Annotated in this window: 26 protein-coding genes; 8 read left to right on the top strand and 18 right to left on the bottom strand. The window is 64.7% G+C overall.

Annotation, left to right across the window (positions count from 1 at the left end):
- Nucleotides 1-28: 28 nt before the first annotated feature.
- From C7451_RS06515 to C7451_RS06495, 5 genes are read right to left on the bottom strand one after another with little or no spacing between them, the layout of a single operon-like run.
- Nucleotides 29-1,183 (bottom strand): alpha-hydroxy acid oxidase, encoded by a 1,155-nt coding sequence (locus C7451_RS06515; protein ID WP_110298149.1) that lies wholly within the window; start codon nt 1,181-1,183, stop codon nt 29-31.
- A complete protein-coding gene (locus C7451_RS06510; protein WP_244181673.1) occupies nt 1,167-2,177 on the bottom strand; it encodes an FAD:protein FMN transferase in 1,011 nt (336 codons plus the stop codon). Before C7451_RS06510 ends, C7451_RS06515 begins: the two co-directional genes overlap by 17 nt.
- Nucleotides 2,174-3,109, bottom strand: a complete 936-nt coding sequence (locus C7451_RS06505; protein ID WP_110298148.1) for a DUF4198 domain-containing protein — start codon at nt 3,107-3,109, stop codon at nt 2,174-2,176. Before C7451_RS06505 ends, C7451_RS06510 begins: the two co-directional genes overlap by 4 nt.
- A 23-nt stretch (nt 3,110-3,132) precedes the next feature.
- The gene (locus tag C7451_RS06500; RefSeq protein WP_110298147.1) at nt 3,133-3,609 is read right to left on the bottom strand and encodes a DUF2271 domain-containing protein; all 477 of its coding nucleotides are present in this window, start codon (nt 3,607-3,609) and stop codon (nt 3,133-3,135) included.
- A gap of 25 nt (nt 3,610-3,634) precedes the next feature.
- Nucleotides 3,635-4,264 carry a PepSY-associated TM helix domain-containing protein gene (locus tag C7451_RS06495; protein WP_244181702.1) on the bottom strand — a complete coding sequence of 210 codons (630 nt, stop codon included), beginning with the start codon at nt 4,262-4,264 and terminating at the stop codon, nt 3,635-3,637.
- Between C7451_RS06495 and C7451_RS20210 the strand changes: the two genes are divergently transcribed.
- The 7 genes from C7451_RS20210 to C7451_RS06465 all read left to right on the top strand — a co-directional run bounded on the left by C7451_RS20210 (nt 4,155) and on the right by C7451_RS06465 (nt 12,580).
- On the top strand, nt 4,155-4,517 hold the full coding sequence (locus tag C7451_RS20210; protein WP_244181709.1) for a hypothetical protein: 363 nt from the start codon (nt 4,155-4,157) through the stop codon (nt 4,515-4,517). The genes C7451_RS06495 and C7451_RS20210 overlap by 110 nt on opposite strands.
- Nucleotides 4,518-4,614: 97 nt before the next feature.
- A complete protein-coding gene (locus tag C7451_RS06490) occupies nt 4,615-7,014 on the top strand; it encodes a TonB-dependent receptor (RefSeq protein WP_110298146.1) in 2,400 nt (799 codons plus the stop codon).
- A 155-nt stretch (nt 7,015-7,169) separates the two neighbouring features.
- Nucleotides 7,170-7,949 carry an energy transducer TonB gene (locus tag C7451_RS06485; protein ID WP_110298145.1) on the top strand — a complete coding sequence of 260 codons (780 nt, stop codon included), beginning with the start codon at nt 7,170-7,172 and terminating at the stop codon, nt 7,947-7,949.
- A 9-nt stretch (nt 7,950-7,958) separates the two neighbouring features.
- On the top strand, nt 7,959-8,636 hold the full coding sequence (locus C7451_RS06480) for a Fe2+-dependent dioxygenase (RefSeq protein WP_110298144.1): 678 nt from the start codon (nt 7,959-7,961) through the stop codon (nt 8,634-8,636).
- Between the two features lie 271 nt (nt 8,637-8,907).
- Nucleotides 8,908-10,155 (top strand): HlyD family secretion protein, encoded by a 1,248-nt coding sequence (locus tag C7451_RS06475; protein ID WP_110298143.1) that lies wholly within the window; start codon nt 8,908-8,910, stop codon nt 10,153-10,155.
- Nucleotides 10,152-12,302, top strand: coding sequence for a peptidase domain-containing ABC transporter (locus tag C7451_RS06470; protein ID WP_146215296.1), 2,151 nt, complete (start codon nt 10,152-10,154; stop codon nt 12,300-12,302). The genes C7451_RS06475 and C7451_RS06470 overlap by 4 nt, the downstream gene beginning before the upstream one ends.
- Nucleotides 12,299-12,580: a hypothetical protein gene (locus tag C7451_RS06465; protein WP_146215295.1), complete on the top strand. Its 282-nt coding sequence runs from the start codon at nt 12,299-12,301 to the stop codon at nt 12,578-12,580. Before C7451_RS06470 ends, C7451_RS06465 begins: the two co-directional genes overlap by 4 nt.
- Nucleotides 12,581-12,803: 223 nt before the next feature.
- Here the strand turns inward: C7451_RS06465 and C7451_RS06460 are convergent, their stop codons facing one another.
- From C7451_RS06460 to C7451_RS06400, 13 genes are all read right to left on the bottom strand, one after another.
- Nucleotides 12,804-14,342, bottom strand: coding sequence for a PH domain-containing protein (locus tag C7451_RS06460; protein ID WP_110298140.1), 1,539 nt, complete (start codon nt 14,340-14,342; stop codon nt 12,804-12,806).
- Nucleotides 14,339-14,869, bottom strand: a complete 531-nt coding sequence (locus C7451_RS06455; protein ID WP_244181671.1) for a PH domain-containing protein — start codon at nt 14,867-14,869, stop codon at nt 14,339-14,341. Before C7451_RS06455 ends, C7451_RS06460 begins: the two co-directional genes overlap by 4 nt.
- Before the next feature lie 99 nt (nt 14,870-14,968).
- Nucleotides 14,969-15,565, bottom strand: a complete 597-nt coding sequence (locus C7451_RS06450) for a hypothetical protein (protein ID WP_110298139.1) — start codon at nt 15,563-15,565, stop codon at nt 14,969-14,971.
- 71 nt (nt 15,566-15,636) lie between these two features.
- Nucleotides 15,637-16,188, bottom strand: coding sequence for a demethoxyubiquinone hydroxylase family protein (locus C7451_RS06445; protein ID WP_167398447.1), 552 nt, complete (start codon nt 16,186-16,188; stop codon nt 15,637-15,639).
- Entirely contained in the window at nt 16,185-16,691 is a 507-nt protein-coding gene (locus C7451_RS06440) for a disulfide bond formation protein B (protein ID WP_110298138.1), read from the bottom strand. The genes C7451_RS06445 and C7451_RS06440 overlap by 4 nt, the downstream gene beginning before the upstream one ends.
- Before the next feature lie 39 nt (nt 16,692-16,730).
- A complete protein-coding gene (locus C7451_RS06435) occupies nt 16,731-18,104 on the bottom strand; it encodes a S41 family peptidase (protein ID WP_425266466.1) in 1,374 nt (457 codons plus the stop codon).
- Nucleotides 18,105-18,347: 243 nt separating this feature from the next.
- The gene (locus C7451_RS06430) at nt 18,348-19,568 is read right to left on the bottom strand and encodes a murein hydrolase activator EnvC family protein (RefSeq protein WP_110298136.1); all 1,221 of its coding nucleotides are present in this window, start codon (nt 19,566-19,568) and stop codon (nt 18,348-18,350) included.
- Entirely contained in the window at nt 19,565-19,987 is a 423-nt protein-coding gene (locus C7451_RS06425) for a 23S rRNA (pseudouridine(1915)-N(3))-methyltransferase RlmH (RefSeq protein ID WP_110298135.1), read from the bottom strand. Before C7451_RS06425 ends, C7451_RS06430 begins: the two co-directional genes overlap by 4 nt.
- Before the next feature lie 33 nt (nt 19,988-20,020).
- Nucleotides 20,021-20,335, bottom strand: coding sequence for a ribosome silencing factor (gene rsfS, locus C7451_RS06420; protein WP_208598112.1), 315 nt, complete (start codon nt 20,333-20,335; stop codon nt 20,021-20,023).
- A gap of 226 nt (nt 20,336-20,561) precedes the next feature.
- Entirely contained in the window at nt 20,562-21,203 is a 642-nt protein-coding gene (locus C7451_RS06415) for a nicotinate-nucleotide adenylyltransferase (RefSeq protein ID WP_110298134.1), read from the bottom strand.
- Nucleotides 21,200-21,487, bottom strand: coding sequence for a type II toxin-antitoxin system RelE/ParE family toxin (locus tag C7451_RS06410; protein ID WP_110298133.1), 288 nt, complete (start codon nt 21,485-21,487; stop codon nt 21,200-21,202). The genes C7451_RS06415 and C7451_RS06410 overlap by 4 nt, the downstream gene beginning before the upstream one ends.
- A complete protein-coding gene (locus C7451_RS06405; protein ID WP_167398446.1) occupies nt 21,484-21,753 on the bottom strand; it encodes a CopG family ribbon-helix-helix protein in 270 nt (89 codons plus the stop codon). Before C7451_RS06405 ends, C7451_RS06410 begins: the two co-directional genes overlap by 4 nt.
- A gap of 43 nt (nt 21,754-21,796) precedes the next feature.
- Nucleotides 21,797-23,077 carry a glutamate-5-semialdehyde dehydrogenase gene (locus tag C7451_RS06400; RefSeq protein WP_110298131.1) on the bottom strand — a complete coding sequence of 427 codons (1,281 nt, stop codon included), beginning with the start codon at nt 23,075-23,077 and terminating at the stop codon, nt 21,797-21,799.
- 263 nt (nt 23,078-23,340) lie between these two features.
- On the opposite strand from C7451_RS06400, the gene C7451_RS06395 reads away from it, so the two are divergent.
- Nucleotides 23,341-24,525, top strand: coding sequence for a M23 family metallopeptidase (locus C7451_RS06395; protein ID WP_244181667.1), 1,185 nt, complete (start codon nt 23,341-23,343; stop codon nt 24,523-24,525).
- Nucleotides 24,526-24,553 lie beyond the last annotated feature (28 nt).

Raw genomic sequence — 24,553 nt, 5'->3', positions numbered from 1 at the left:
ATATTTCAGGGGCATCGGCCGTTTTAATCTAACGCTCGGGGTCCAAGCAGAGATCGTCCGTGCGATCGAAAGGCCAAATCTGGGCCAATGATGATCCGTGCAGGCAATGGCGCCCAATATCTTCAAGCGTTCGACATCCCGTCAGCGCCATGGCCAATTCCAGCTCCGCGCGGAGCACACGGATCGCATGGGCAACGCCCAGCGCACCTGCCGTGGCGAGTGCATGCAGGATGGGCCTGCCGATCAGCACGGCCTGCGCTCCGAGCGCCAGCGCCCGCACCACGTCATTGCCCCGTCGAATGCCGCCATCCATCAGCACCGGCACCCATCCGTTCACGGCTTCGACGACGGCGGGCAGCAGGTCGATACTGGCAGGCATTCCGTCGAGAACGCGCCCGCCATGGTTCGAGACGATGATGCCGTCCACACCGCATTGCAGCGCGAGGGTCGCGTCTTCGGGACAGGCGATGCCCTTGACAATGATCGGCAGCCGGGTGCGCGCCCTCAACTGGCCGAGATCGTCCCAGATTGCGGCATGATCGAGCACGGGCGTACCGAACAGCAGTGCCCTGATTGCCGCATCCTGGTCCGGCATCCGCATCCCGTTCAGATTGACCGGACGGATATCCGGCGGCAGCGCAAATCCGGCGCGCGCCTCGGCATTGCGCAGGCCATTGACCGGTGCATCGACGGTGACGACCAGGGCACGATAGCCCGCTGCCTCGGCCCGTTCGGCCAATGCCGAGGTAAAGTCCCGATCGGGCTGGATATAGATCTGGAACCACAAGGGTCCGGCGGCCGCAGCAGCCAGGTCTTCGAGCGGCAGGCTGGCCTGGGTGCTGACCACCATGGCCGTGCCGGTGGCGCCTGCGGCCAGAACCGTTGCCTGTTCGCCGTCGGGATGGGCAAGGCGGTGATAGGCGGTCGGTGCGATCAGGATCGGCGAGTCGAGGGTGCAGCCGAACAAGCTGGTTGCGGTGCTGGCGCCCTGCATGCTCCTGAGAACGCGGGTGCGCAGCGGCAGCCGGGAGAAGGCGGAGACATTCTCGTGCATCGTCCATTCGTCGCCTGCGCCGGCGTTGAGATAGGCCCATGCCGCTGGGTCGATCCGTTGCCGGGCGGCCGCTTCATAATCGCCAAGCGAGGCGATCTCGCGCGGAATATGGTCAAGCGGCGGCAGCATCTTCGCCCTCCAGCATCGCAGCCAGCGAAGGGCTGAGCCATTCCTGGCCATCGCGCAGCACCATGCGCACCGCGAGCCCCTGCTGCAGTGCCATCGCCCGAGCAGGATCCGGTTCCAAGACGCTCAGCGCCGTTGCCCAGGCATCGGCCTGCATGCAGCGGGTGTGAAGCACGGTGATTGCGGTGGTCGCGTGGATCGCAGGCCGTCCGGTGCGCGGGTCGATGCTATGGGCGCCGCGCAGATAATCGCCCGAGGTCGCTATGGCGAGCTGGTGCAGCGCAATGCGCAAGCAGGGCAGGGACGTTCCGGGCGGGTCCTCGACATCGACCCACCAGGGATCGCCGTCAGGGCGCAATCCGCGCCCGGTGCATTCGCCGCCGATCTCGACCAGGCAATGCTGCACGCCCCGCTCAGCCAGCAGGTCGGCAAGGGCATCGACGGCAAAGCCCTTGGCAATCCCCGAAAGATCGAGCCACAGCCCACCGGGTTGGCGCAGGGTCCTGCGCTGCGGGTCAAACAGAAGGCGGCGCCAGTTTCCCGCAGCCATCGCGCAACAGATGGCAGTGCTGGCAGGGGGATTGCCAGCCGCATTGGGTCCCAGGCCCCAGATGTCGGTGACCCGACCGAGGGCCGGGTCAAAAGCGCCATCACAGGCATCGGCAATGGCCAGCCCTGCAGAGATGACGGCCGCCATATCGGGGGAGAGCGCCATAACGCTGCCGGCATTCGCGTTGTTGAATCGCGAAAGGCTGGACGATGCGTCCCAATGGCTCATGTCCTGCACGATGCTGTCAAGCCGGGACTGGATGATCCCACGCCATGCGGTCTGATCGACCCCGATGGACTGGGGCAATGCCGCGCGGACCCGCCATGTCGTGCCCATCGTCTCGCCTGTCAGATCGACGACCCGCGCGCGCGGGTCGAAGCTGCGGAAGGCTGCCGGGTCGATGGCGTCCGGCACCGCAATGCGCGGTGCCGGTATCCCCTGGTTCATGGAGCCAGCACTTCCAGCGTTGCGGTATAGCCCATACGGCGCCTGGCAGCCTTGGGGTTGCCGGGCTTCGTGTCGGTCAGACTGGCATTGAGCCAATACATGCCCGCCATCGGCCAGTTCACGGTCAACACGCCCTGGTCGTCGGTGGTGAGCTTCTGTGTACCGTCGCTCTCGCGATATCGGCGTCCGCCCGGAATGACTTCGACCTCCAGCCCCTTGGCGGGCTGGCCATCGACGAGGAAGCGGAACTGTGCCGGTTCGTTCGACACGAGATCGGTAGGCATCGTGACCGGGACGAACTCGAGGCCCTTGCCGGTCGGCTTGAACAGGGTGTCGCTGGGCTCTCCGGCGGTCACGAAGAACTCGTTGCGGCTCATGGTTTCGGTGAGGTCGAGATCGGTCGCATTGGCCGGGATTTCTTCGACGCTGGCGACGACACGACTGGGGTCGATGCGCGGCCGTCCTCCCGGATTGCCTGCAGCCGCACCGCTCGCGCCCGGACCACCTGCGCCCGGACCACCTGCTCCGGAACCGCCAGCGCCCGGTGCACCCGGCGGTGGGCCGCGGCGGCGACCGACCATCCAGGGTTGGCCATCAACCTTGAAGCTGCCCGAGACGCCGTTGTTCTCCATGCCGATGCGCCATGTGCCCGGCTTGTCGATCTTCACGTCGAACGTGGAGCGATAGCGGCTGCGCGCCGCGTTCTCGGCGGTACCCATGCTGCCATCGGGTGCCCAGACCTTGATGCCCTCGACATTCACCGGAGCATGATTGGCCTCGAACGGCGCGGTCGAGGCACCGGCGTCGACCGTCACGCTCTGCTGGGTGTCCGACAGGACGGTGGTCGAGGGGAGGAGCCACGCGTTATGCGCAAAGGCGGGCATGGCAAGGCCGCAGGCAGCGGCGGTGAACAACAGCGATTTGCGGATCATGGATTGGCCTTTCTGCTAGACGATCAACGGGCAGTGACAGTGACGGCACCCAGTTCGGTCTTGCCGGACGCCTTGCCCGCGCGAGCGGGAATGCTGAGCGGGACAGACACCAGCTCGCGGCCGCCTTCCTCGCGTGCAGCCTCGACGAACAGGGTATATTCTCCCGGCTTCACATTGGCGGGAATGGCTATGCGATGGGCGCCGGGTGCGCGCGTGGCGCCGCTGACGCCATCGGCTGGCAGGTTCAGGCTGCGACCGCCCTTGCGCCACCACGTGCGCAGGTCCGCCAGCCACTTGGTGCCCGGCTCGTTGCCGCGCTTGTCGACATCGTACCAGACGGCCAGCGTCCGTGCCGGACCTCCCGCCTTGGGTTCGATCCACACCGCAACATAGGGCACGTGATACTCGGCGACATTGATGCGCGGTATGGTCACCGTGACCGTTCCGGCGGTGGCCGGGGCCGCGACCATGCTGACCGCGATGGCAATGCTGGTTTTCATATCGATAGGCCTCCTTCGAACTTGGTCACATGTGCATGAAGAACAGGATGATGATCAGCGGACCGGCGGTGCCCAGGCCCACCAGCGGCCATGTCGAAGGACGGTGCCGGGCATGCAGTTGCAGCAGCAGCAAGCCGGTAAAGGTGAAGATGACGCAGGCCACCGCCAGCACATCGATCAGCCAGAACCACGCGGTGCCCGTATTGCGGCCCTTGTGCAGGTCGTTGAAGAACGACACCCAGCCCCGGTCGGTGCGTTCGGCCTCCATAGCCCCGCTGGCGCGATCGATGCTCACCCAGGCATCGCTGCCGGGGCCTGGGATGGCGACATAGACCTCAGCCTCGCTCCATTCGGCGGGCGTGCTTCCGGCGTCGATGCCCACGGCCTGCTCTACTTGCGAGCGGAGCGCTTCGGGCAGCGGCGCATTGCCCGATCGTGGCGAGCGGCGAAGCAATTCGACCATGGATTGCGGCAGATCCGCCGAGGTCGTGACAATGCGGGGTTCCGCAGCAATGGTCGACGCGTGGTTGAGCGTGATGCCGGTGATGGCGAACACGAACATGCCCGCCAGCGAGATCGCCGCGCTGATCCAGTGCCAGCTGTGCAGCTGCTTTACCCAGAACTGCTTGGCCGATCGCTTCTTCCGCTTTGGTATGAGCCGCCGGGGTGATGCGGCTGCCCGGGCCAAGTTTGCCGGGGACGCCTGTTCGTTGCGGTTCGTGTCGGCTTTTTCCGCGTCCCCAGCCGCAGCGCCGCTGACCGAAGCGCCGTTCGCCGATGGATTGGATTGCTGCAACGACACTGTGGTTTCCCGCCGCCTGGATGGTCTGAATGACACGTTGAAGCTGCGCATCTGCGCAAGCTCGCAGCCACTGTCAAACGTTTTGTTGCGAATGATAATCAATTGATACAAATCTACAAAGATTGATACATTCTGATTGACTCTGAGAACGAGTCGCAATAGCGGCCCAGTCCACCCATTCCATTCTCTCGGGGGAGACACAAGTGACTGCTGCGAAAACAACACCACCCCTGCTCGCATTGAGCTGCGTCGGCGCCATCGCCTTTTCCAGCCCGGCCTGGGCACAGGAGCCCGAATCCAGCCAGCGACTAGGCGGGGTGACGGTCACCGACAGCGCGATCGAGGAGAGCGAGGTTAAGGTCGAAAAGGCAGCGTCGCCCAAATATACGGCGCCCCTGCTTGACACGCCGCAGACGATCACGGTCATTTCTTCCAAGAGCATCCAGCAGCAGAATCTGCTGACGCTGCGCGAGGTGCTGCAGAACGTCCCGGGTGTAACCTTTGGTGCGGGCGAGGGCGGCTTCGGCTATGGCGATCGCATCATCCTGCAGGGACAGGATGCGAAGAACGATGTCACCATCGATGGCGTGCGCAGCTCAGCTTTCCAGAACCGCAACGAAACCTACAATATCGAACAGGTTGAAGTCACCAGCGGCGCCAACAGCGTGTTCAGTGGCGGCGGATCGGTCGCCGGCAACATCAATCTCGTCACCAAGAAGCCGCTGGCCACCAACCAGACCGTCCTCAATGCCGGAATAGGCACCGACAATTACTATCGCGCCACGGTGGACATGAACCAGCGCCTGTCGGACCTCATCGCAGTGCGCCTCAACGCCGTCTATCACGAGAATGACGTTCCCGGCCGCGATGTCGAATTCTACGAGCGCTGGGGCGTTGCGCCCGCGATCACCATCGGCATCGACAGCCCGACGAACCTTACGCTACAATTCGAGCACCTGGACGACAAGGCCATGCCCCAGTACGGCCTGCGATATTACGCCAATCTCGGCGGTTTCCTCGATGATTTTGACCGCTCGGGCTATTACGGCTTCGCCAATCTTGATCGTCAGAATGCGAAGACCGATGCGCTGCAGGCGATCTTCAGCCACCAGATTTCGGATGGCGTGTCAGTGCGCAACCTGACGCGCTACGAACGGATCAATCAGGATACCGTGACCAGCCAGCCGACCGGCACCTTCTGTCTGGCTTCGACCGGTCGCCAGCCCGGCACGTTCGCGGTCCCATCGGTCGAGAATGCCTGCCCGGCCACCGTTCCTGCCGGCTTCTACCTGCCGACAGGAGGGCGCGGCGTCCAGCGCCACATCATCAACGATACCCTGTACAATCAGCTCGATCTCAGCGCCGATTTCAGCACCGGCGGGATCGAGCATTCGCTGGTCATCGGGGCTTCCTATCTGCAGGAGGATTATCGCCAGACCAACGGCGTCCTGCCGCGCAATCCCGATGGCAGCACACCGGCCTTTGCATTGGTCAACATCGCCAATCCGGGCGAGGTGGTGCAAGGCCCGGCGGGCTTCACCTATGGCAGCAACATCTATACCGGCCCCGTCAACTACATCCTGACCGCGCGCAATCGCGGCGATCGCCGCGTGATTGCGGGCTATCTGTTCGACACGATCAAGTTCAGCGAGATGTTCGAGCTGAATGGCGGCGTGCGCTATGAAAATGCGCGTGGTTCCAACAGTTCCATCACCTATGTCTCGAGCGGAGCGACGCTGGGACAGATCAGCGCAGCGACCGGACCGTTCGACAACGAGGACAATCTGTTCAGCTACCGCGTCGGCCTGGTCTTCAAGCCGAGCGCCAATACCAGCCTCTATGTCGCGACCGGCAATTCCAAGAACCCGTCTCAGGCGGCAGTCGACGGCGCCTGTACGGTCAACAATTGCAACCTCGCCCCCGAGACGACGAAGAACTACGAGATCGGAGCAAAGGCGGATCTGTTCGACCAGCGGTTGCTGGTCAGCCTCTCGCTGTTCCGCAATGATCGCAACAGCATCCGCGTCAATTCGAACGATCCGATCTTCCCCGAACAGCGGCTCGACGGGCGCCAGCGGGTACAGGGCGTCTCATTCGGAGCGTCGGGCAACATCACCGACAACTGGACGATTTCCGCCAACTACATGTATCTCGATTCCCAGGTGCTGCAGGGTCTGTCCGACTTCTGCATCGCCAATCCGGGATCGACCGGCTGCAACAACAGTGCGGCTTTCCCCGATCCGACCGCAGGATCGCAGTTGCAGAACACGCCGCGCCATTCGGGCAGTCTGTTCACCAGCTACCGCTTCGATTTCGGCCTGGAGCTGGGATACGGCGTCAACCATCAGGGCAAGTTCCTGCTGAACTTCCCGACAGCGGCCGAACGGGCGAGCAACACCTACACGCCCTATTTCGTCCCGAGCTACACCATCCACCGGTTGATGGCATCCTACCCCATCACCGATCGCCTTTTGGCACAGGTCAACGTCCAGAATTTCACCAACGAGAAATACGTGACCACGGTGCGCAACCAGCTGGGTGGCAGCTGGGCTCAGCCGGGACTGGCCCGCCAGGCCGTGTTCAGCCTGAGCTACCGGTTCTGATGCCCGTGTGCCGGGCTGCGCGCTCATTGCGAAGCGCGCAGCCCGACCCGTCGGTCGCAGCGCAAACGATAGCTTAAGGCTGGCATATCTGCAGCTTCTTGTATATTGCGAGTCAGTTTCAAAATTTGCAGTCTAGCCATCAATGGGGCCGTTCGATGCTGGAAGCTCAAAGTTTCGCGCCAACCATGACGACAGGGGCATGCCCGCTGTCCACCGGCTGGCCCGAATCTCCATCGGGGCATCCGGCACCGCAGTCCGGTCCGGTGCATGAACCTGCGGGACGCTATGGCGAGGGACGACAGTCTCGGCTTCCTGCGGTTCTCATCGTCCTGGCGGTGCATGTGCTGCTCGGCTCTGCCTTGATGAGCCTGGGCTATCAGGCGGTGAAGACGCGCCGGGACAGCCTGGTGGCGATCAATCTTGCACCACCGCCGCCGCCCCCCAGTCCGTCCACACCCGCGCCGCCCGAGAGTCGGACGCTGCAGACCAGTGTCCAGCCTGCTCCGGTCACCATTCCCTCGATCGTGCCCCCGCCGATCGTGACGACCATGGCGACTTCGGCGCCGCAGGTTCCTGTCGCGGCCATCGCTGCTCCGCCAGCCCTTGTTGCTTCGGCACCGCCAGCGCCGCCATCGCCGCCGACCACGGTAACGTCGGATGCGCTCGGCACACGCATGATCTCGGGCAGCCCGCCGCGCTATCCGGTCGAAAGCCGCCGCAGGAAGGAGCAGGGCACGGTGGAACTGACACTGGTGCTGGGACTGGATGGCAAGGTTGAGACCATCTCGGTCGCGCACAGCAGCGGCTTTGCCCGGCTCGATCAAGCCGCACTCGATGCCGTGCGCCGCTGGCGCTGGGCCCCGACGCTGCGCGATGGCAGCCCCGTCAAGGTGCGCGGAACGGTGGAAATTCCGTTCGTGCTCAGCAACGTCTAGAGCGCGCGCATGCTGCTGCCCTTGCCCGATCTGCTGACCCAGGAAGAGGTCTCAAGACTTCGCGCGCTGATCGAGCAGGCGCAATGGATCGATGGCAATGCCACCAGCGGCCACCAGGCACGGCTGGTCAAGCAGAATGAGCAACTTCCCGAAGACAGTGCCGAGGCGCGCCAGGCGGGGCAGATCGTGCTGGCGGCGCTCGCCCGCAATCCCGCCTTCATCTCGGCCGCGCTGCCGGCCCGAATCTACCCGCCGATGTTCAACAGCTATGCTGGCGGGCAGACTTATGGGCTGCATGTCGACAATGCGGTGCGGGTGCTGCCGCAGGGGGGCGGCAGCGTTCGTGCCGATCTTTCGATGACGGTCTTTCTGGAAGATCCGGCAGCCTATGATGGCGGGGAACTGACGATCGAGACCGCCTTTGGGGCGCAGCGGGTCAAACTACCTGCAGGGCATGGCGTGCTGTATCCGTCCAGCTCGCTGCACCGTGTCGAGCCGGTCACGCGGGGGCGCAGGCTGGCCAGCTTCCTCTGGGTCCAGTCGATGGTCCGAGCCGATGGCGCACGGTCCTCGCTGTTCGATCTGGATCAGTCGATCCAGCAGCTTGCCGGCGAACTGGGGGAGGGGCATCCGGCGCTCGTGCGGCTGACCGGAGTGTATCACAATCTGCTCCGCCAATGGGCCTAGGCCTGAATCTCGCTGAAAAATTCCGACCATCGAATCGTGGAGTCCGCGACAATTCCAGCCAGAATGAAGCCGGTCCTGCCGCGATGTTAACAATCGAGACTATCATGGCCGGCCTGAAATGCCCTGAAATGCCAGAAGCGTGGCCCGCGCAATGAATGCCTTTGATGAACAGCGGGATTAATCAACTTTAATTTCTTTCAGGACCACCTGCAAGTTACTCAAAAGCCGAGAATAACAGCGGCCCTGCCGCGCTGATCGGCACAGGTGACGGATGGTCGCGGCTCTGTTTCGCAAGGAAGTGATCGACGCACGCGCGGCGCGGCTGCATGGCCATGTCGTCATCCGTTCCACGCTGTCATCCTGGATCATGACCGGCGGCATCGCGCTGGTGGCCGGCATGGCGGTGTTCTGGGCGACGACCGCAAGCTATGCGCGGACAGAGCGGGTCGTCGGCATAGTCTCGGCGATGAAACCTGTCGCCAAGATCGTTGCGCCGCGGCCCGGCACGGTGATCCGGCTTCTGGTCCGTGAAGGCGATGTCGTCGCTGCCGGTGCACCGCTGCTGACCGTCCGGACCGAATTGCAGAACGAAAACGGGGCGACCACCGCCACCGCGAGCCTGGCGGCGATCGACGCGCAGGCCAGGCTGACCCAGCAGCGGCTGGCGCTTGAAGGGCAGCGCGTGGGCACCGAACGGACCCGTTTGCTGGCGGTGATTTCCGGCGCGCGCCGACAGCGCGAGAACATTCTGGCGCAGGCCGAATTGCAGGAGGCACTCGCGCAATCCACTCGCGAGAGCTTCGAGCAGCTCAAGCAGGTGGTCGCTGACGGCTTTGTCACCCGGACCGAGTTCGAGCGGCGCAAGCAGCTTTGGCTGCAGGCCGAACAAGGCAGTCGCTCGTTGATGCAGCAGGCGGAATCCGCATCCGCCAGTATTGCGGCGGCAGAAGCGGAACTGGCGCGATTGCCGATCGAGAGTGCCAGCAACGCTGCCGAGCTGCGCTCGGCGATCGAGCAGCTGGCGCAGGGACGTTCGCAGCAATCTGCCGAGCAAGGCTACACGATATCCGCGCCAGTCCCGGGCCGCGTGACCACCGTGCAGACGGCAACGGGCCGCCTTGCCGACGCGCGGGTTCCGCTGATGACCATCGTTCCGCTGGATTCGGCGATGGAGGTGCATCTCTTTGCTCCGTCGCGGTCGATCGGCTTCCTGACACCCGGCCAGTCGGTCCGGCTGCTGTACGATGCCTTTCCCTATCAGCGCTTCGGCAGCTTTGGCGGGCGGATCACGACGTTGGGCCGGTCGATCATCGCGCCGAGCGAGATCGATGCTGCAATCAAGCTCGAAGAGTCGGTCTATCGCATCAAGGTTCGTCCCGATCGACAGGCTGTGCGCGCGCATGGGCTGGACGCGCCGTTGCAGCCGGGCATGACGCTGAACGCCAATGTGGTGCTGGAGCGGCGCTCGTTCATCGACTGGCTGCTGGCGCCGCTGCGGGCCGTCGAGAGCCGCAGTTGACCAGCCTCGCGCTTATCAATCCGCAAGGATTGCGGCGGACGCCGATGCTGCATCAGGCAGAGGCTGCCGAATGCGGCCTGGCATGCATTGCCATGGTGGCCGGGCATCACGGCTATGCCGTCGATCTGGCCACCCTGCGCCGCCGGTTTACCATTTCGCTCAAAGGCGCGATGCTCAAGTCACTGATGAAGATCGCGCATGATCTGGGGTTCAACACGCGCGCGTTGCGCGCCGAGCCGTCGGATTTCCAGAACCTGTCGCTGCCCGCCGTGCTGCACTGGGACCTGTCGCATTTTGTCGTGCTTGCGGGTGTTTCGCGCGTCCGGGGCCGTTTGCGCTATCGCGTCCACGATCCGGCGCATGGCGAGCGGACAATTTCCGCCGCCGAGATGTCGGCGCATTTCACCGGAGTGGTGCTGGAACTGAGCCCGTCCGAGCGCTTTCGTCCGCGCAGGGAAGAGCAGCGTCTTCGGCTCGGCCAGCTCTGGTCGAACGCCATCGGGCTGCGCCGCGCGCTGCTTCAGGTGGCCCTGTTATCGCTGCTGATGCAGGTCGCCGCGCTGGCCATGCCGTTCTACATGCAGACCGCGATCGATACGGTGCTGCCGGCGTTCGATGTCGATCTCATGCTGGTACTGGCCTTCGGCTTCGGCATGCTGGTGCTGATCCAGATGGCCACCGGCTGGCTGCGCGCGCTGGTGCTGCTGGGTCTGGGAACAGAGCTTGGTTATCAGGTGGTGGTCAACCTGTTCCGCCACATGATGCGCCTGCCTTTGTCGTGGTTCGAGCGGCGGCATGTCGGCGACGTCATCAGCCGTTTCGGCTCGACCCAGCCGCTGGTCGCGATGCTGACCAAGGGGCTGATGGCGGCGCTGCTCGATGGGGTGATGGCGATCCTGACCCTGTGCCTGATGCTACTGTACAGCCCGGCGCTGGCTGCACTCGCGCTGGTCGCCCTGGCCTTCTATCTCGGCCTGCGTCTCGCGTTCCTTCATGCGCTCAAGGCGATCAACGTCAACGTGATCAGCGCCAATGCTGCCGAGCAATCGACCCTGATCGAAAGCGTGCGCGGGGTGCTGGGCATCAAGACCTTCGGTCAGGAGGCCAATCGCCAGCGCATCTGGCAGAACCGCAAGGCCGAGGCCGTCAATGCGCAGATCCGCGAGGGCCGGGTGAGCGCGGGCTTCGAGGCGGCCCAGACCGCGATCCTGGGCATCGAGAATGTGCTCTTCGTCTATATCGCGGTCTCGATGGCGATCGATGCGCAGATCACCATCGGCATGATCTTCGCGTTCCAGGCGTACAAGCAGCAGTTTCTCACGGCCTCCACCAAGCTGGTCCAGGCGGGCATCGACTGGCGGTTGAACGACGTTCATCTTGCCCGCATTGCCGATATTGCGCTGACCGAGCCCGAAGCCGAGCCTCCGGGGCTGGGCATCGACCGCCCGCCGCTGAGCGGCAGGCTGGAACTGCGTGACATTCGCTTTCGCTATGGCGAACACGAGCCCGAAATTCTCCGCGGTATCTCGCTGGTCATCGAGCCGGGCGAGACGGTGATGATCGTCGGGCCCAGCGGTGGCGGAAAGACCACGCTGATGAAGATCATGCTGGGGCTGCTCGATCCCAGCGATGGCCAGGTGCTGGTCGATGACGTTCCGCTCGGCAGCTATGGCAAGGCTGCCTATCGAAGGCAGATCGGGGCGGTGATGCAGGACGACCTGCTCTATGCCGGGTCGATCGCCGAAAACATCGCACTGTTCGATCCCGAGATCGACATGGAGCGTGTCGAGGCCGTGGCCATGCAGGCGGCGATCTTCGAGGAGATCATCGCCATGCCCATGGGTTTTGAAAGCCTGGTCGGCGACATGGGATCGAGCCTCTCCGGCGGACAGCGCCAGCGCGTCCTCATCGCCCGCGCGCTCTATCAGGCACCGCGCATCGTCTTTGCCGACGAGGTAACCGCATCGCTCGATCCGCTCAACCACGCGCGGATCGGCGAAGCGCTGAGCCATGTGCAGGCGACCAAGATCATCATCACGCATAGGGAATTCGCGACGCCGGCCGACAGGATCGTGCTGATCCAGGACGGCATCGCGGAAGAGCGATGGGGCAATGGTGCCCCATCCAAAGTCGGAGAGACGGTATGAGAGAGCTACTTGTGCAGGAAATCGAGCAGGTCAGCGGAGGCAATTACCAGGGCTTTGCGATGCCCGACGGTTCAAGCTTTTCGTGGACTGGTCCCAATGGGATCGAATATCACAACGTCACGTTCGTGGGCACGCACTTCTTCGAGATGGACGGGTTCCGGGAGTATTTCAGCGATTACTTCCATGTCTCGAGCTACCCGCTGCCGACCATCGAGGGCTTTCTTTCCGCCAATTCGTGGCTCTTTCCCAATCTGACACGGACCACTCGCCCCTGGTGAGGCCGGGCGCTCTGCCATCGGTTGCTGACCGTGGCGGGGCGAGGCTGGTGGCCGGACGCAGATGGACCTATTTGCGTCCGGTCGCCGGTCCTCCCGGGAGAGTGGCGCAATCGAGCGATCAGCCCCTCAAGCGTTTTCACATTGGGCAAAAACGCTCTTGTTTTCTGATGCCGCATTTTCCGAGCCGATGACCGTCAACGGTCAACTTGAAAATGCTCCAGGTTCATGACCACGCACCGGGCTGGTTGCCGAGCAGCATCGACCGCAGCTTCGTTGCTTCGCCAAGCGGGATCGCCTGGATCGTCACCGCGCCCGATCGCCCGGCAACACCGATCGCTATCTCTGCCAGCCCGATATAGCGGCTGACGAAGCTCTGGCGGATATCGACACTCTGCACCCGGCGCACCGGCAGCAGTATCAGCGTCTGGTTCCAGAATCCGTGGCGGACATAGAGCTGATCGTCCACCAGCGCATAGCGGTGCGCGCGCCAGTGGAGCCAGCTGGCGAGCGGGACGAGGGGCAGGGCTGCATAGGCCAGCGCAATCCACGGACTGGCCAGCGTCGCCGCGATGCCGAGGCCAATGATCGGAACCGGCAGGGCAAAGACCAGCGGCACCCACCACATGGCCGGATCGACACGGCGCATGGCCGGATAATCGGTGTTCCAGCCGATCCTGGTCTCGGCCAGAACGTGGCGCAGCTCTGCCTCGGTGGCGAAGGGGGCTATGCTGTGGTCGCTCTCCTTGTCGCTGTCGCTCGCGAGGCTCTGCACCTTGAGCTCGTACCAGCCGAAGCGACGGCGGATAGGCCCGGTGGCGATGACGGCGGCCTGGATGCGATGCAGCGGCATGACGACATCGGTCAGCGTCAGCAGGCCCCGCCGCCTGCGGAAGCCGGTTTCGGTGCGCTCCAGCCGGAAGCCATATTCCCGCAGGAAAGTGCGGATGATGCCGCCGATCAGCCCGATGACCAGCACGCCGAACAATGCGGCGATCACCGATGCAATGCGCGCGGCCATGTCGAGCGCGGCAAACAGATCGTCCAGTCCCAGAAAATCGAGCAGCCGACGCGGGTCCCAAAAATCGCCCGGAATCAGGAAATCGATATTGTTCAGCAGCGCACCGACCAGCGCGAAGAACACCAGCGAGAAGTTGAAGACCCCGGCGATGAGGATGCGCCTGGGGTCCATGGCGAACAGCAGCGGCGCATCGATCCGGTCAGCGGCGACTTCGGCGGGGCCTGCTCCGGGTTGATCCGGCTCGGCTGTATTCTGCGCCTTGCGCAGGCGGATGACATCGCGAAGACGCTCGGCCTCGGCAAGGTCGACTGAATCGAGGGCGCCCTCGTCGCCGCTGCCGCTGCTGCCGGTCTCCAACCGCACCTTGGCCAAGCCAAGCACGCGCGCGAAAACCCCCTGTTCCAGATTGACGTCCTGGATCCGCTCATAAGGGATGGAGCGGACATTGCGGCTGAACACCCCGCTGGCGATGCGAAGCTCGTCGGGCTCCAGCCGATAGGAAAAGCGCCACCAGCGATAGAATTCGAACCCGAACATCCCCAGAATCGCAAGCAGCGCCATCAGCGCGACCCAGGGACGCAGTTCTTCCGGCCCGCTCAGCCGCAAGGCGACCAGGCCGATGATCATCTGGGGCACCTGACGCGAGAGATTGAGCAGCAGGGTGAGCGGATGCAGCCGGCGTTCGGTTGCCGTCTGTTCGGCTGGCAATGCCAGCTGGGCTGGGGCGTCCAGCGTGTCGCTCATTCGGCCTCTCGGCGGATGTGCAGCCGCATCGCATCGCGCATCGCCTCGGCATCGGCGCGCGCCAGGCCGGGCAGCGTGACGACGGAATTGTGCGTTCCGGCCGTATGGACGGTCAGGCTGGCCAGACCGAAAAGCCGCTCGATCGGCCCTTCGCCGACATCAATGTGCTGGATGCGCTTGAATGGCACGATCGTGTCGGTACGGAACATCCAGCCACGCGCCACCCTCAGCTGCTCGTCCGCATCGCTATAGCCCCAGCGGCGCCATCGGCGCTGGGGCAGAAAGACCAGGATGAACGCGGAAAGTGCGAGCGCCAGCGCGATCAGCGGTCCGTGCTCGGACAGGATCTCCTTGGTGACCAGCGCCAGTTCGATGCCCGATGCCGCGATCAGGACGGGCAGCAGAACAAGCCCTGTCTCGATGCGGATGACGTGCCTGTAGCGCCGATCGAGCGGCCGCAGTTCTCCGGCATGGCGGTCCTCAGGCATGGCTGCAGCATCCAACCCGTCCGCCACCGGAAATGACATGAACCCGCTCCCTTCACGCGCACGCAAGAGTGCAACCGTGAGCCCTATATGGAGAAGGTGTATTAGTGGCGCAAGTCGGTTGGCCAGGGCCAGCCTGACTTATTCGGGCGAGGGGGCTTCCGGCTCGGGACGCGGCGGGACTTCCTCGCCATTGGCCTGTGCGCGCATCGCGGCTGCAGCGGCTTCGCGCTCTGCCTTGCGGGCGTCAAGCTGCGCCTCGATCTCCAGCTGCCGCGCCTCGACCGCTGCGGCATCTGCATCGATATTCGCCAGGCGGCGCTGACGCTCTTCCTCGATCAGGCGACCGGCAATGGCTTCCTCTCCCTGCTTCTTCTCGGCGCGCGCAGCCTGGACCAGGGTCTGGGTACAACCGGTAAAGCCGCCTGCGCCGACCGGAGAGCAGCTATCGGTGCCGAAATTGCCGACGGTTTCCATCGACCGCACGCGCTCGGTCCAGCTGGTATTGGCGATCGAATTGGGGTCAGTGCGCAGCTTTTCGGGGATGCGGTACCGCTCCTGCTCGTCCATGCGCATGCAGACGACGATCTCGTTCGGATTGCTCGAGGGTTCGCACGCATCATCGCCATAGACGATCTTCTGGACGACCTTGTCGCCTGCATTTTCCTGCGCAACAGCGGGGGCGGCGAAGGCCGTTCCGATCAGCAGCATCGCTGCCAGGGTGCCGGTCTTCATCATGTCGTCCTCCGTGTAAATCGTCTGTTCCGGTCGCTATACCAGACCGGATGAACGCGAGCTTAGTGCCCGCGTCAGATCCGCTTTGACAGGGCAATCGCCGCGCGGCAGCCCATGCGAATGACTGCGCTCATCACCGGATAGCCGAACGCCTGTTCCGCACCCTCGGCCAGCGCCCGGTCCTTGTGCTCCAGTTCCTCGTCCCGAAACTTCGCGATCGCTGCGCTGAGCTCGGGATCGCTGTCGCCCAGTTCCTCGAGCTGCTCGGCATAATGCCGGTCGATTTCGGTTTCCACCGCGACCGTGCAGGCCATGGCCGCCTTGGGACCAATCAGCGCGGTGACGGCGCCCAGACCGAAGCCTGCGACATTCCAGAACGGCTGCAGCGCGGTCGGGCGGACGCCCCGTTCGGCCATCAGCCTGTCGAAGAACGCGCGGTGCACCTCTTCCTGCTCCGCCATGCCGGCAATTGCGCGCGCCTCGGGAACATGATCGCCCATGACCGCGCGTTGCCCGGCATAGATGCGGGTGGCGCCATATTCGCCCGCCTGGTTGACCCGGATCATCTCCGACAGGTCAAGCTCCCGGCGAACGGGCTGGATGGGTTCGTCTTCCTGGGTCGTCATGCGGCAATTGTCCCGGTTTTCCTGCGTCGCAGCAACACATAGATGGCGCCCGCACCGGCCAGCGACAAGAGGAAATTATAGCCCGCCAGAGAGATGCCGAACAGCGACCAGGGCGCGGTGTCGCAGCGGACCAGCGGGTTGGACATGATCGAGTTCAGCACATCGTCCGTCGTGCCGCCGACAGGAGCCGCCGTGGCGCAGCGGGTCAGCCCTTCCCACCAGCCATATTCGACCCCGGCATGAAATCCGCCGATCAGCCCGCTGATGGCGATGGCGACAGCAGCGAGCGCCGCCATCGCGACGCCCAGGCCCTGCACCCGGCGCACCGACAGCACGGCTATGCCGCCCAGGGCCAGCGCAGCCCAGTGCGGCCACCTTTGCCAGTAGCACATCTCGCACGGATAGAGCCCGAAGACATATTGGCTGATCAGCGCTCCACCCAGAAGCGAAGCAGGCAGAAGGAACGCCAGCCATGCGGCGATACGCGGCGCGCGCGAAGTCATATCAGCTCTTTACCCCCGGCAACAGGAAATGGATCGAGGTCAGTTCCGACGTGCTGCCGGACGGCCCACGACAGCAGAACGCGCCGCGATGGGACGGGTTGCCGACAATCGGGCGCTGGCCAGCGTCGTGCGCTGCAGCGTTGCGAGCGCATAATAAAGCTGGAAGTCCTCGATGCCTTTTTCCTTGAGCTGCTCGGTGGTCATCGTGAAGCGCGGATCCTCGAGCTTGTCGACCTCCAGATCCTTGTCGTCCAGGCCGATCTCGTTGATCAGATGGCCGCGCAGGTCGGATTCGCGCAGCTTCATCCGGGTCTTGTAATCGGGGTCGGAAATCTGCGGCACGGCGATATCGGGTTCGATCCCGCCTTCCTGCACCGATTTGCCCGAAGGGGTGAAATAGCGCGCGGTCGTCAGCTTCAGCGCCGAGGTACGCGACAGCGGCAGCAGCGTCTGCACCGATCCCTTGCCGAAGCTGCGCTCACCCATGATCAACGCGCGGCGATGATCCTGCAGAGCACCTGCCACGATTTCGGAGGCCGAGGCCGAGCCGGAATCGACCAGCACGATCAGCGGCAGGCCGCCGGTGCTGTCGCCGGGACGCGCGTAATAGCGCTCGATATCGCCCTTGTGCCGGCCGCGCTGCGAGACGATTTCGCCCTTTTGCAGGAAGACATCAGAGACGGCGACCGCCTCGTCGAGCAGACCGCCGGGATTGGAGCGCATGTCGAGCACATAGCCCGTCGGCTTGCGGCCCAGCTTGGCCTCGATGCCCCGGATCGCCTCGTTGACGTCCTCGCCGACGCTCGAGGTGAAGCTGGCGATGGTGATGATGCCGATATCGTCCTTCACCTCCCAGGTGACGGGCTTCAAGTCGATGATCGCACGGGTGATGGTGACGTCGAACGGCTTGTCGCGGCCCTCGCGCACGATGGTGAGCTTGATCGACGTGCCCGGTTCGCCGCGCATCTGATCGACCGCATCGTCGAGCGTGCCACCATAGATGAGCTTGCCGTCAAGATGCGTGATATAGTCGCCGGCCTTGATGCCGGCCTTGTCGGCAGGGGTTTCGCGCGTCGGGGCAATCACCTTGACCGCGCCGTCCTGCATCGTCACCGAGAGGCCCAGGCCGCCATACATGCCTTCGGTCTGGGTGCGCAGATTGGCGAAATCGCGCGCGTCGAGATAGCTGGAGTGCGGATCGAGCGCCGCCAGCATGCCGTCGATGGCACCGCGGACCAGCTTGTCGTCGTCGACCGGCTCGACATAGTCGGCCTTCACCCGTTCGAAAATGTCCACGAATTTCGCGATCTCTGCCTGGGTGTCGGATTCGACCTGCGAAATGGCCGATGTGGTGACGGGCACCAGCGCCACCGCAAGGGCAATGGCAGAGGCTCGGGCGAGGCGGGACTTCATCATCAAATGGCAACCTTGTTCTGTACCGGTTGGAAACAAGGCCCGGGTCGCACCGTGACGCTGCCCATGATGTGGCAACGGCATTCCCCAGGCAAAGGCAACGCGCTTACCCCTTGCGCGGCTGCACCAATCTAGTCTCGCGCGCGCCCAATTGCCAGATGCTTTGCCACCGGCAGGCCATGCGTTTCGACGAGCGTTGGCAAGGCTAGCCACGGATCCTTTCTGCGCGATGAACGCCGGTCGTCAGCTGATGAGCGCGGCGACATCGATCGGGCGTCCGTTGCGGCGCAGTTCCACGGTGATCCGCGGGCGATTTTCAGCAGCGCGGCCGATGGGGTCGCCCTGGGCAACGCGTTCGCCGACCTTGACATTGGCGCGCGCAAGCCCGGTGATCAGGCTGGTCCAGCCGCCGACATGCTCGATGATGATGATCTGGCCAAAGCCGCGATAGGGCCCGGAAAAGGCGATGCGGCCGTCTGCAGGGGCGATCAACTGCGCAGCCGGGCGGGTTGCGAGCGTGAGGCCGCGTGAACGTACGCCCGTTGCGGACAGCTCGCCAAAGCCGGTGACGATCGCGCCCGGAGTCGGCAGCCGGTAGGCCGGGCGAGCGCCGATGGTCGGCGGCGGCGCATTTTCGACCACTTGGGAGGCCTGCGGCCGCGGTGGGCGCAGCATCGGTCCCTCGAGGGCCGCAAGCCGCTGGCGCAGCGTTGCGCTCTGTTCGAGATTTCCGACGAGGCTGTCGAGATCGCGCGCACGCTCGCTGAGCCCCAGCGCGCGCTCTTCCTCCAGCCGCGACGTGCTGGCCAGCGCGCGCGATCGGGCGCGGGACCGGGCCTCGAGCCGGGCGAGCTCGGCGCGGCGATAGGCAAGCTGCCGGCGGCTTACCTTCTGAAGGGCTGCAGCGCGGGTAGCCTGTCTTGCAAGGTCGCGCGAGCGGGCGATGTCCCTGCGCAGCGCGGCCGTCTCCGCTTCGACCCGAGGCAGGGTGGTGGCGAGCACCGCGCGCACCCGCACAAGATCGTCGACCGACCCGGGCTGGACCAGCGCCAGAACCGTGGGTCTGCGCGCCATGGATTGCAAGGCTGCGGTCAGCCTTGCGAGCGGCTGCTGGCGGGCGGTCAGACGCGCCCTTTGTGCCCGCTGCAACGTCGCGATGATGGTCACGCGTGCTTCGGCCGCAGCAATCTCGGCCTCGGCCTGCTGGACCTTCGATGCCACCAGCCGGGCGTCGGCCCTGGCCTTGTCGGCTGCTGCCACGGCCGTGTCTGCCTGCTGCTCCAGCGTGGCGCTGCGCCGGGCGGCGGCCTTCGCATCGGCGAGGGCGCGCGCGAGGGCCGTGCGCTCCTGCTCCAGAATGTTGACCGGGCGCGGGGGCGCAGCGGCGCTGCCGGGCAAGGCGGCCAGAGTGGCTGCACAGGCGGCCAGCGCGAGCAGGATCGGCCGCTGCGCCACCGCCGTCATCCCTCGCGGTGATAGGGGTGGCCGGCCAGGATGCTGGTGGCACGATAGAGCTGCTCGGCCAGCATGGCGCGCGCCATCATGTGCGGCCAGGTCGCCTTGCCGAAGGCGATCAGCAGATCGGCATTGGCGCGCTCGGCATCGTCGAAACCGTCCGCCGCGCCGATCAGGAAGCGTGTCTCGCGCACGCCATCGTCGCGCCAGCGGCCGAGCTTCTCGGCGATTTCTATCGAGGTGAGTTGCCTGCCAAGCTCATCGAGCATCACCGTGCGGCTGCCCTGCGGCGCGGGCGGCAGCGTGCCGCCGCGATCGGGCAGTTCGGTGATGCTGAGCGGCCACTGGATGCGCTTGGCATAGCGCTGCACCAGCTCGGCTTCTGGCGACCGGCCAATCTTGCCGCGCGCGATGATGTGCAGGCGCATGCTGCCCCGGCTCCCCCAGGCCCGTTCGCGAAATCAGGCGTTCGGGGCCTCGGGTGCGTCGCCGAATGCCCACATGCGTTCCAGGTTGTAGAAGCTGCGCACCTCGGGCCGGAACAGATGAACGATGACGTCGCCGGCATCGATCAGCACCCAGTCGGCGTTGGTCAGGCCTTCGATCCGTGCGCTGCCGCCGGCTTCCTTGATCCGCTCGGCCAGCTTCTGCGCCATCGAGGCAACCTGGCGGGTCGAACGGCCCGAGGCGATGACCATGAAATCGGCAATGTTGCTCTTTCCGGCGAGCGGGATCGAGACAACCTCCTGCGCCTGATCGTCGTCGAGCGACTGCATCACGAGAGCGTGCAGCTTGCCGGCTTCGGCCAGTTGCAGGTCGCTGGCCGACGGGGGCGGGCTGGCGACCGATTGTTGGGCTTGCGAAAGATTGGTCAATGGAGCTCCTTGCACAAAGGCATTTTTGAAACGGGCAGGGCAGCGCTGGATTGGCGGCTGCGCGCAGTGAGATTGGGCGGGTTGAAGGGCATGTCCTGGTGGACGGGCGGAGGGGCTGGCCGTAGCGTCACGCAAAGACCTGCCGGGTCACTGCATCGCGCACGATTGTGTCGGCGTAATCCAGAAACCATTCGGGATCCTTGCGGCGCAGGGCCGTGGCGGATCGCGGATCAGGACGAAAGCGCATCAGCACAAGCGCTGGCAAACTCCATCGTGTCCAGTCTCTTGCCTGGCTGCGGGGACGGACACGATGCCCGAACCAGGCCATTGCGGGGCCCGAAATGGCGGCGCCATCATATCCCGGACGCGCGACAACTGCAATCGGCATTTGGCGGGCGATGCCGCGCCAGTCCTTCCAGCGGTGGAATCCCGCCAGATTGTCCGCGCCCATGATCCAGACGAAGTCGCGTTTCGGATAGCGTGCCCTGACCTTTTCGAGCGTCTCGACGGTGTAGCGTGTGCCGAGTTCGGCCTCGATTCCCGTCGGCTTGATCCGGCTGCGCCGGGCCATCTTGCGCGCCGATGCGAGCCGTGCCCTGAGCGGTGCCATGTCGGCCGCAGCCTTGAGCGGATTGCCCGGGCTGACCAGCCACCAGATTTCGTCGAGCCCCAGCGCCTCCATCGCAAACAGGCTGATCGCCCGGTGCCCGCGATGCGCCGGGTTGAAGCTGCCGCCCATAAGGCCGGTGCGGACGGGGCGGCCGTTCATGGTTCGATGCCCCAGTTCTGGCGCTCGTGAAGGACGTGCAGGATCACAATGGCGTCATCGACCGGGCGGTAGATCAGGATATAAGGCGTTTGCTTCACGCGCCATTTGTGCTGACCGCCGTCGCCCCATGGTGATCCGGCAAACGGCCAGTCCAGCAGAAGGCGGGCCGAACGTACCGAAGACAGAGCAACGCGATCGGCAAAGTCGGGGTCTTCGTCATAAAGGAAGTCGTCGACGGCGGCCAGGTCGGCCTGAGCGGTCGGCGACCATATGAGTTGTTTCATTCAGCCGCTTGCCGCATCGCCTGACGGTTGCGGACGCGGTTCTCGACCCACTCTTCCATCTGTTCCTGCGTCAGGAAGCGGCCGGCGGCAATATCGTCCTCGCCCTGCTGGATGAAGTCCATCATCGCCACTTCGGCGCGCACCATCTTCTCGATCGCGCGCGCGGCGAGCCAGCTTCGGCTGCGGCCCTGCGCCCTGGCTACGCGATCGACCAGTTCCATGACCTCGGGATCGATGCGGGCGGTGATGATCTGCGACTTGCTCATGCCTGTGTGTATACATTGTATACGTGCGCGCCGCAATCGAAGCTCAGGCGCGGATATGGCCCTCGCCATCGACCAGCCATTTATAGGTGGTCAGCCCCTCGAGCGCGACGGGGCCGCGCGCATGCAGGCGCCCGGTGGCGATGCCGATCTCGGCGCCCAGCCCGAATTCGCCGCCATCTGCAAACTGGCTCGAGGCATTGACCATCACGATCGCGCTGTCCACTTCAGCCTGGAAGCGCGCGGCAGCTGCCTTGTCGCTCGTGATGATGGCATCGGTATGGCCCGAGCTGTGCCGGGCGATATGCTCCAGCGCGCCGTCAAGCCCTTCGACAAACGCAACGGAAAGGATCGCGTCGAGATATTCGGTATCCCAGTCCTCGTCCAGCGCCGAAACCGCGCGCGGCTCAAGCTCCATCACCATGTCGTCGCCGCGCAATTCGCAGCCCGCATCGGCGAGCGTGGCGAGCAGGGGCGCAGAATGCGGATAGTCGCGATCGATCAGCAGTGTTTCCATCGCCCCGCAAATGCCCGTCCGACGCAGCTTGGCGTTGAGCACGATCTTCTCCGCCATCATCGGGTCGGCGCTGGCATGGACGAAGCTGTGACATATCCCGTCCAGATGGGCGAGCACGGGCACACGCGCATCGGCCTGGACACGCGCGACCAGCGACTTGCCACCGCGCGGGATGATGAGATCGATGCCGCCCGCCGCCGCCAGCATCGCGCCGACAGCCTCGCGGTCCTGGATGGGCACAAGCTGCACGACTTCTTCGGGCAGGCCCGCAGCGCCCAAGCCCCGTACCAGAGCGGCGTGCAGCGCGCGGTTGCTGTGCACTGCCTCACTGCCGCCGCGCAGGATCGCGGCATTGCCCGAGCGGACGCACAAGGCCGCCGCATCGACGGTCACGTTGGGCCGGCTCTCGTAGATGATTCCGATCACGCCGATCGGCACCCGGACGCGGCGCAAGGTCATGCCAGCGGGCGCGATGCGCCGGTCGATCTCCTCGCCGACCGGATCGGGCAGCGCCGCGACCGCATCGACGCTGTCGGCAATGGCCTGCAGCCGGGCCGTGTCGAGCCTGAGCCGGTCGAGCAGCGCCGCCGTCAGGCCGCGCGCCTCGCCCGCCGCCATGTCGCGGGCATTGGCAGCGAGGATCACCGCTGCATCCTCGCGGATGGCCACGGCTGCCTGGCGCAGCGCACGCGCCTTGGCCGCATCCGGCAGGCCACGCAGCCGTTGTGCGGCATGGCGCGCCGCAATGCAGCAGCGGTCGATGACATCCAGGGCTGAGGATTGGGCGGGCTTTGACACGGCTTCGATCATGTCCGGGCGTGTATCAGCCGAGCCAAAAGGTTCCAAGCCGCGACTCGGTTCGTCGCAAATATAGGAAAAAAACGACTCGCAACCGTTTGCGTCGCCGTTTCTGGCAGAATGAGTGACAGGAAAATCCCGAAAAAATTACGTGAAGTTGCAATTCATCGCACGACTCGTCCCACTCATGGCAAAGCCGAGCGAGTCGATTCGCTATCCGCCAGACCCTTTGCTAGCGGCGCTGCGGGGTTAAATTTTAGGGTCGAACGGGTCGCATGGGCATTTCAACAATGCACAAGCGCGTTACGGACGCGCTTGCGCTATGGTTCCCTGATCGCGAATTTTTCATGCGATCGCAGGGTCAGATCAAGTTTGTGAAGGTTTCCGCACGCCTGCAGATGACGGTGGCCGGGGCCGTCGCCGCTGCGCTGCTGCTGTGGCTGATCGTGACGCTGGCCATGCTGGTCAGCCAGTATTCGATCAGCATGGAGCGGCTGGCCCTCGTCCGCAAGCAGGCGGAAATCGAAAGCTCGGCCGGCCGTGTCGCGGCCTATCGCTCCTCGGTCGAGGATGTCGCTCAGGATCTGGAAAAGCGCCAGGCGTTCCTCGAAGATATCGTCACCAGCTATATCGGCGAACAGGCTGCGAGCGAAGATGCCGGCACCGTGGTCGGCCCCGCCGAAAAGGGCAGCAGCGACGAAGCTGCGCAGACCGCGCGCAAGATCAGCGCGATGGTGCCCGAGGCCGCCGGCCTTGCGAAAATGGAAGCCCGCCAGATCGCGTTCGTCGAGACGCTGACCCGCGCCGCGGCCATTCGCGCGAAAAATGCCGAGCAGGCGATCCGCAAGTTCGGTCTGAACCCGGACATGGTGGCAAGAGCCAGCGCCAGCGCTCAGGGTGGTCCGTTCATTCCGTTCAAGGGTTCGCGCAATGCCCGGCTCGATCCGCGCTTCACCGCTCTGGGCCAGACGCTCGCGCGCATGGACGCGCTGGAGCGCGGTCTGGTCGCCATTCCTTCGGGTACGCCCGCGCTGGCCCCGGCGATCACCAGCGGCTTCGGCTATCGCCGCGACCCGTTCACCGGCGCGGCCGCGCTGCACAGCGGCATCGATTTCAAGGGCGCGCATGGCTCGCCGATCCTCGCCGCCGCGCAGGGCAAGGTGGTTTATGCCGGCGTGAAATCGGGCTATGGCAATTGCGTCGAAGTGGCGCACGGCAACGGCCTCGTCACCCGCTATGCCCATCTTTCTTCGATCGGCGTGCGGGTCGGCCAGAAGGTCGACAAGGGCGGACGGCTGGGCGGCATGGGCAGCACCGGGCGTTCGACCGGCACGCACCTGCATTTCGAGGTGCGCCATAACGACCGTGCGATGAACCCCCGCCAGTTCCTGGAGGCCAACCGAGATGTTCTCAAGATCCAAGCCGTCGCCGAACAGCGCACCGACGACGCCGGCCGCTAACCCCCGCTCCAACAGGTCAGGATCCAGC

The sequence above is a fragment of the Blastomonas natatoria genome (assembly GCF_003201955.1).
GTDB classification, from domain to species: Bacteria; Pseudomonadota; Alphaproteobacteria; order Sphingomonadales; family Sphingomonadaceae; genus Blastomonas; species Blastomonas natatoria.
This window is presented reverse-complemented; position numbering and strand designations above follow the sequence as displayed.

Excerpts from the sequence above, each read along its gene's own strand:
- C7451_RS06515 (WP_110298149.1), bottom strand. The coding sequence starts at position 1,183 with ATGCTGCCGCCGCTTGACCATATTCCGCGCGAGATCGCCTCGCTTGGC.
- C7451_RS06510 (WP_244181673.1), bottom strand. The coding sequence starts at position 2,177 with ATGAACCAGGGGATACCGGCACCGCGCATTGCGGTGCCGGACGCCATC.
- C7451_RS06505 (WP_110298148.1), bottom strand. The coding sequence starts at position 3,109 with ATGATCCGCAAATCGCTGTTGTTCACCGCCGCTGCCTGCGGCCTTGCC.
- C7451_RS06500 (WP_110298147.1), bottom strand. The coding sequence starts at position 3,609 with ATGAAAACCAGCATTGCCATCGCGGTCAGCATGGTCGCGGCCCCGGCC.
- C7451_RS20210 (WP_244181709.1), top strand. The coding sequence starts at position 4,155 with ATGGCGAACACGAACATGCCCGCCAGCGAGATCGCCGCGCTGATCCAG.
- C7451_RS06485 (WP_110298145.1), top strand. The coding sequence starts at position 7,170 with ATGCTGGAAGCTCAAAGTTTCGCGCCAACCATGACGACAGGGGCATGC.
- C7451_RS06480 (WP_110298144.1), top strand. The coding sequence starts at position 7,959 with ATGCTGCTGCCCTTGCCCGATCTGCTGACCCAGGAAGAGGTCTCAAGA.
- C7451_RS06475 (WP_110298143.1), top strand. The coding sequence starts at position 8,908 with ATGGTCGCGGCTCTGTTTCGCAAGGAAGTGATCGACGCACGCGCGGCG.
- C7451_RS06465 (WP_146215295.1), top strand. The coding sequence starts at position 12,299 with ATGAGAGAGCTACTTGTGCAGGAAATCGAGCAGGTCAGCGGAGGCAAT.
- C7451_RS06460 (WP_110298140.1), bottom strand. The coding sequence starts at position 14,342 with ATGAGCGACACGCTGGACGCCCCAGCCCAGCTGGCATTGCCAGCCGAA.
- C7451_RS06455 (WP_244181671.1), bottom strand. The coding sequence starts at position 14,869 with ATGTCATTTCCGGTGGCGGACGGGTTGGATGCTGCAGCCATGCCTGAG.
- C7451_RS06450 (WP_110298139.1), bottom strand. The coding sequence starts at position 15,565 with ATGATGAAGACCGGCACCCTGGCAGCGATGCTGCTGATCGGAACGGCC.
- C7451_RS06445 (WP_167398447.1), bottom strand. The coding sequence starts at position 16,188 with ATGACGACCCAGGAAGACGAACCCATCCAGCCCGTTCGCCGGGAGCTT.
- C7451_RS06440 (WP_110298138.1), bottom strand. The coding sequence starts at position 16,691 with ATGACTTCGCGCGCGCCGCGTATCGCCGCATGGCTGGCGTTCCTTCTG.
- C7451_RS06435 (WP_425266466.1), bottom strand. The coding sequence starts at position 18,104 with ATGAAGTCCCGCCTCGCCCGAGCCTCTGCCATTGCCCTTGCGGTGGCG.
- C7451_RS06430 (WP_110298136.1), bottom strand. The coding sequence starts at position 19,568 with ATGACGGCGGTGGCGCAGCGGCCGATCCTGCTCGCGCTGGCCGCCTGT.
- C7451_RS06425 (WP_110298135.1), bottom strand. The coding sequence starts at position 19,987 with ATGCGCCTGCACATCATCGCGCGCGGCAAGATTGGCCGGTCGCCAGAA.
- rsfS (WP_208598112.1), bottom strand. The coding sequence starts at position 20,335 with ATGCAGTCGCTCGACGACGATCAGGCGCAGGAGGTTGTCTCGATCCCG.
- C7451_RS06415 (WP_110298134.1), bottom strand. The coding sequence starts at position 21,203 with ATGAACGGCCGCCCCGTCCGCACCGGCCTTATGGGCGGCAGCTTCAAC.
- C7451_RS06410 (WP_110298133.1), bottom strand. The coding sequence starts at position 21,487 with ATGAAACAACTCATATGGTCGCCGACCGCTCAGGCCGACCTGGCCGCC.
- C7451_RS06405 (WP_167398446.1), bottom strand. The coding sequence starts at position 21,753 with ATGAGCAAGTCGCAGATCATCACCGCCCGCATCGATCCCGAGGTCATG.
- C7451_RS06400 (WP_110298131.1), bottom strand. The coding sequence starts at position 23,077 with ATGATCGAAGCCGTGTCAAAGCCCGCCCAATCCTCAGCCCTGGATGTC.
- C7451_RS06395 (WP_244181667.1), top strand. The coding sequence starts at position 23,341 with ATGGGCATTTCAACAATGCACAAGCGCGTTACGGACGCGCTTGCGCTA.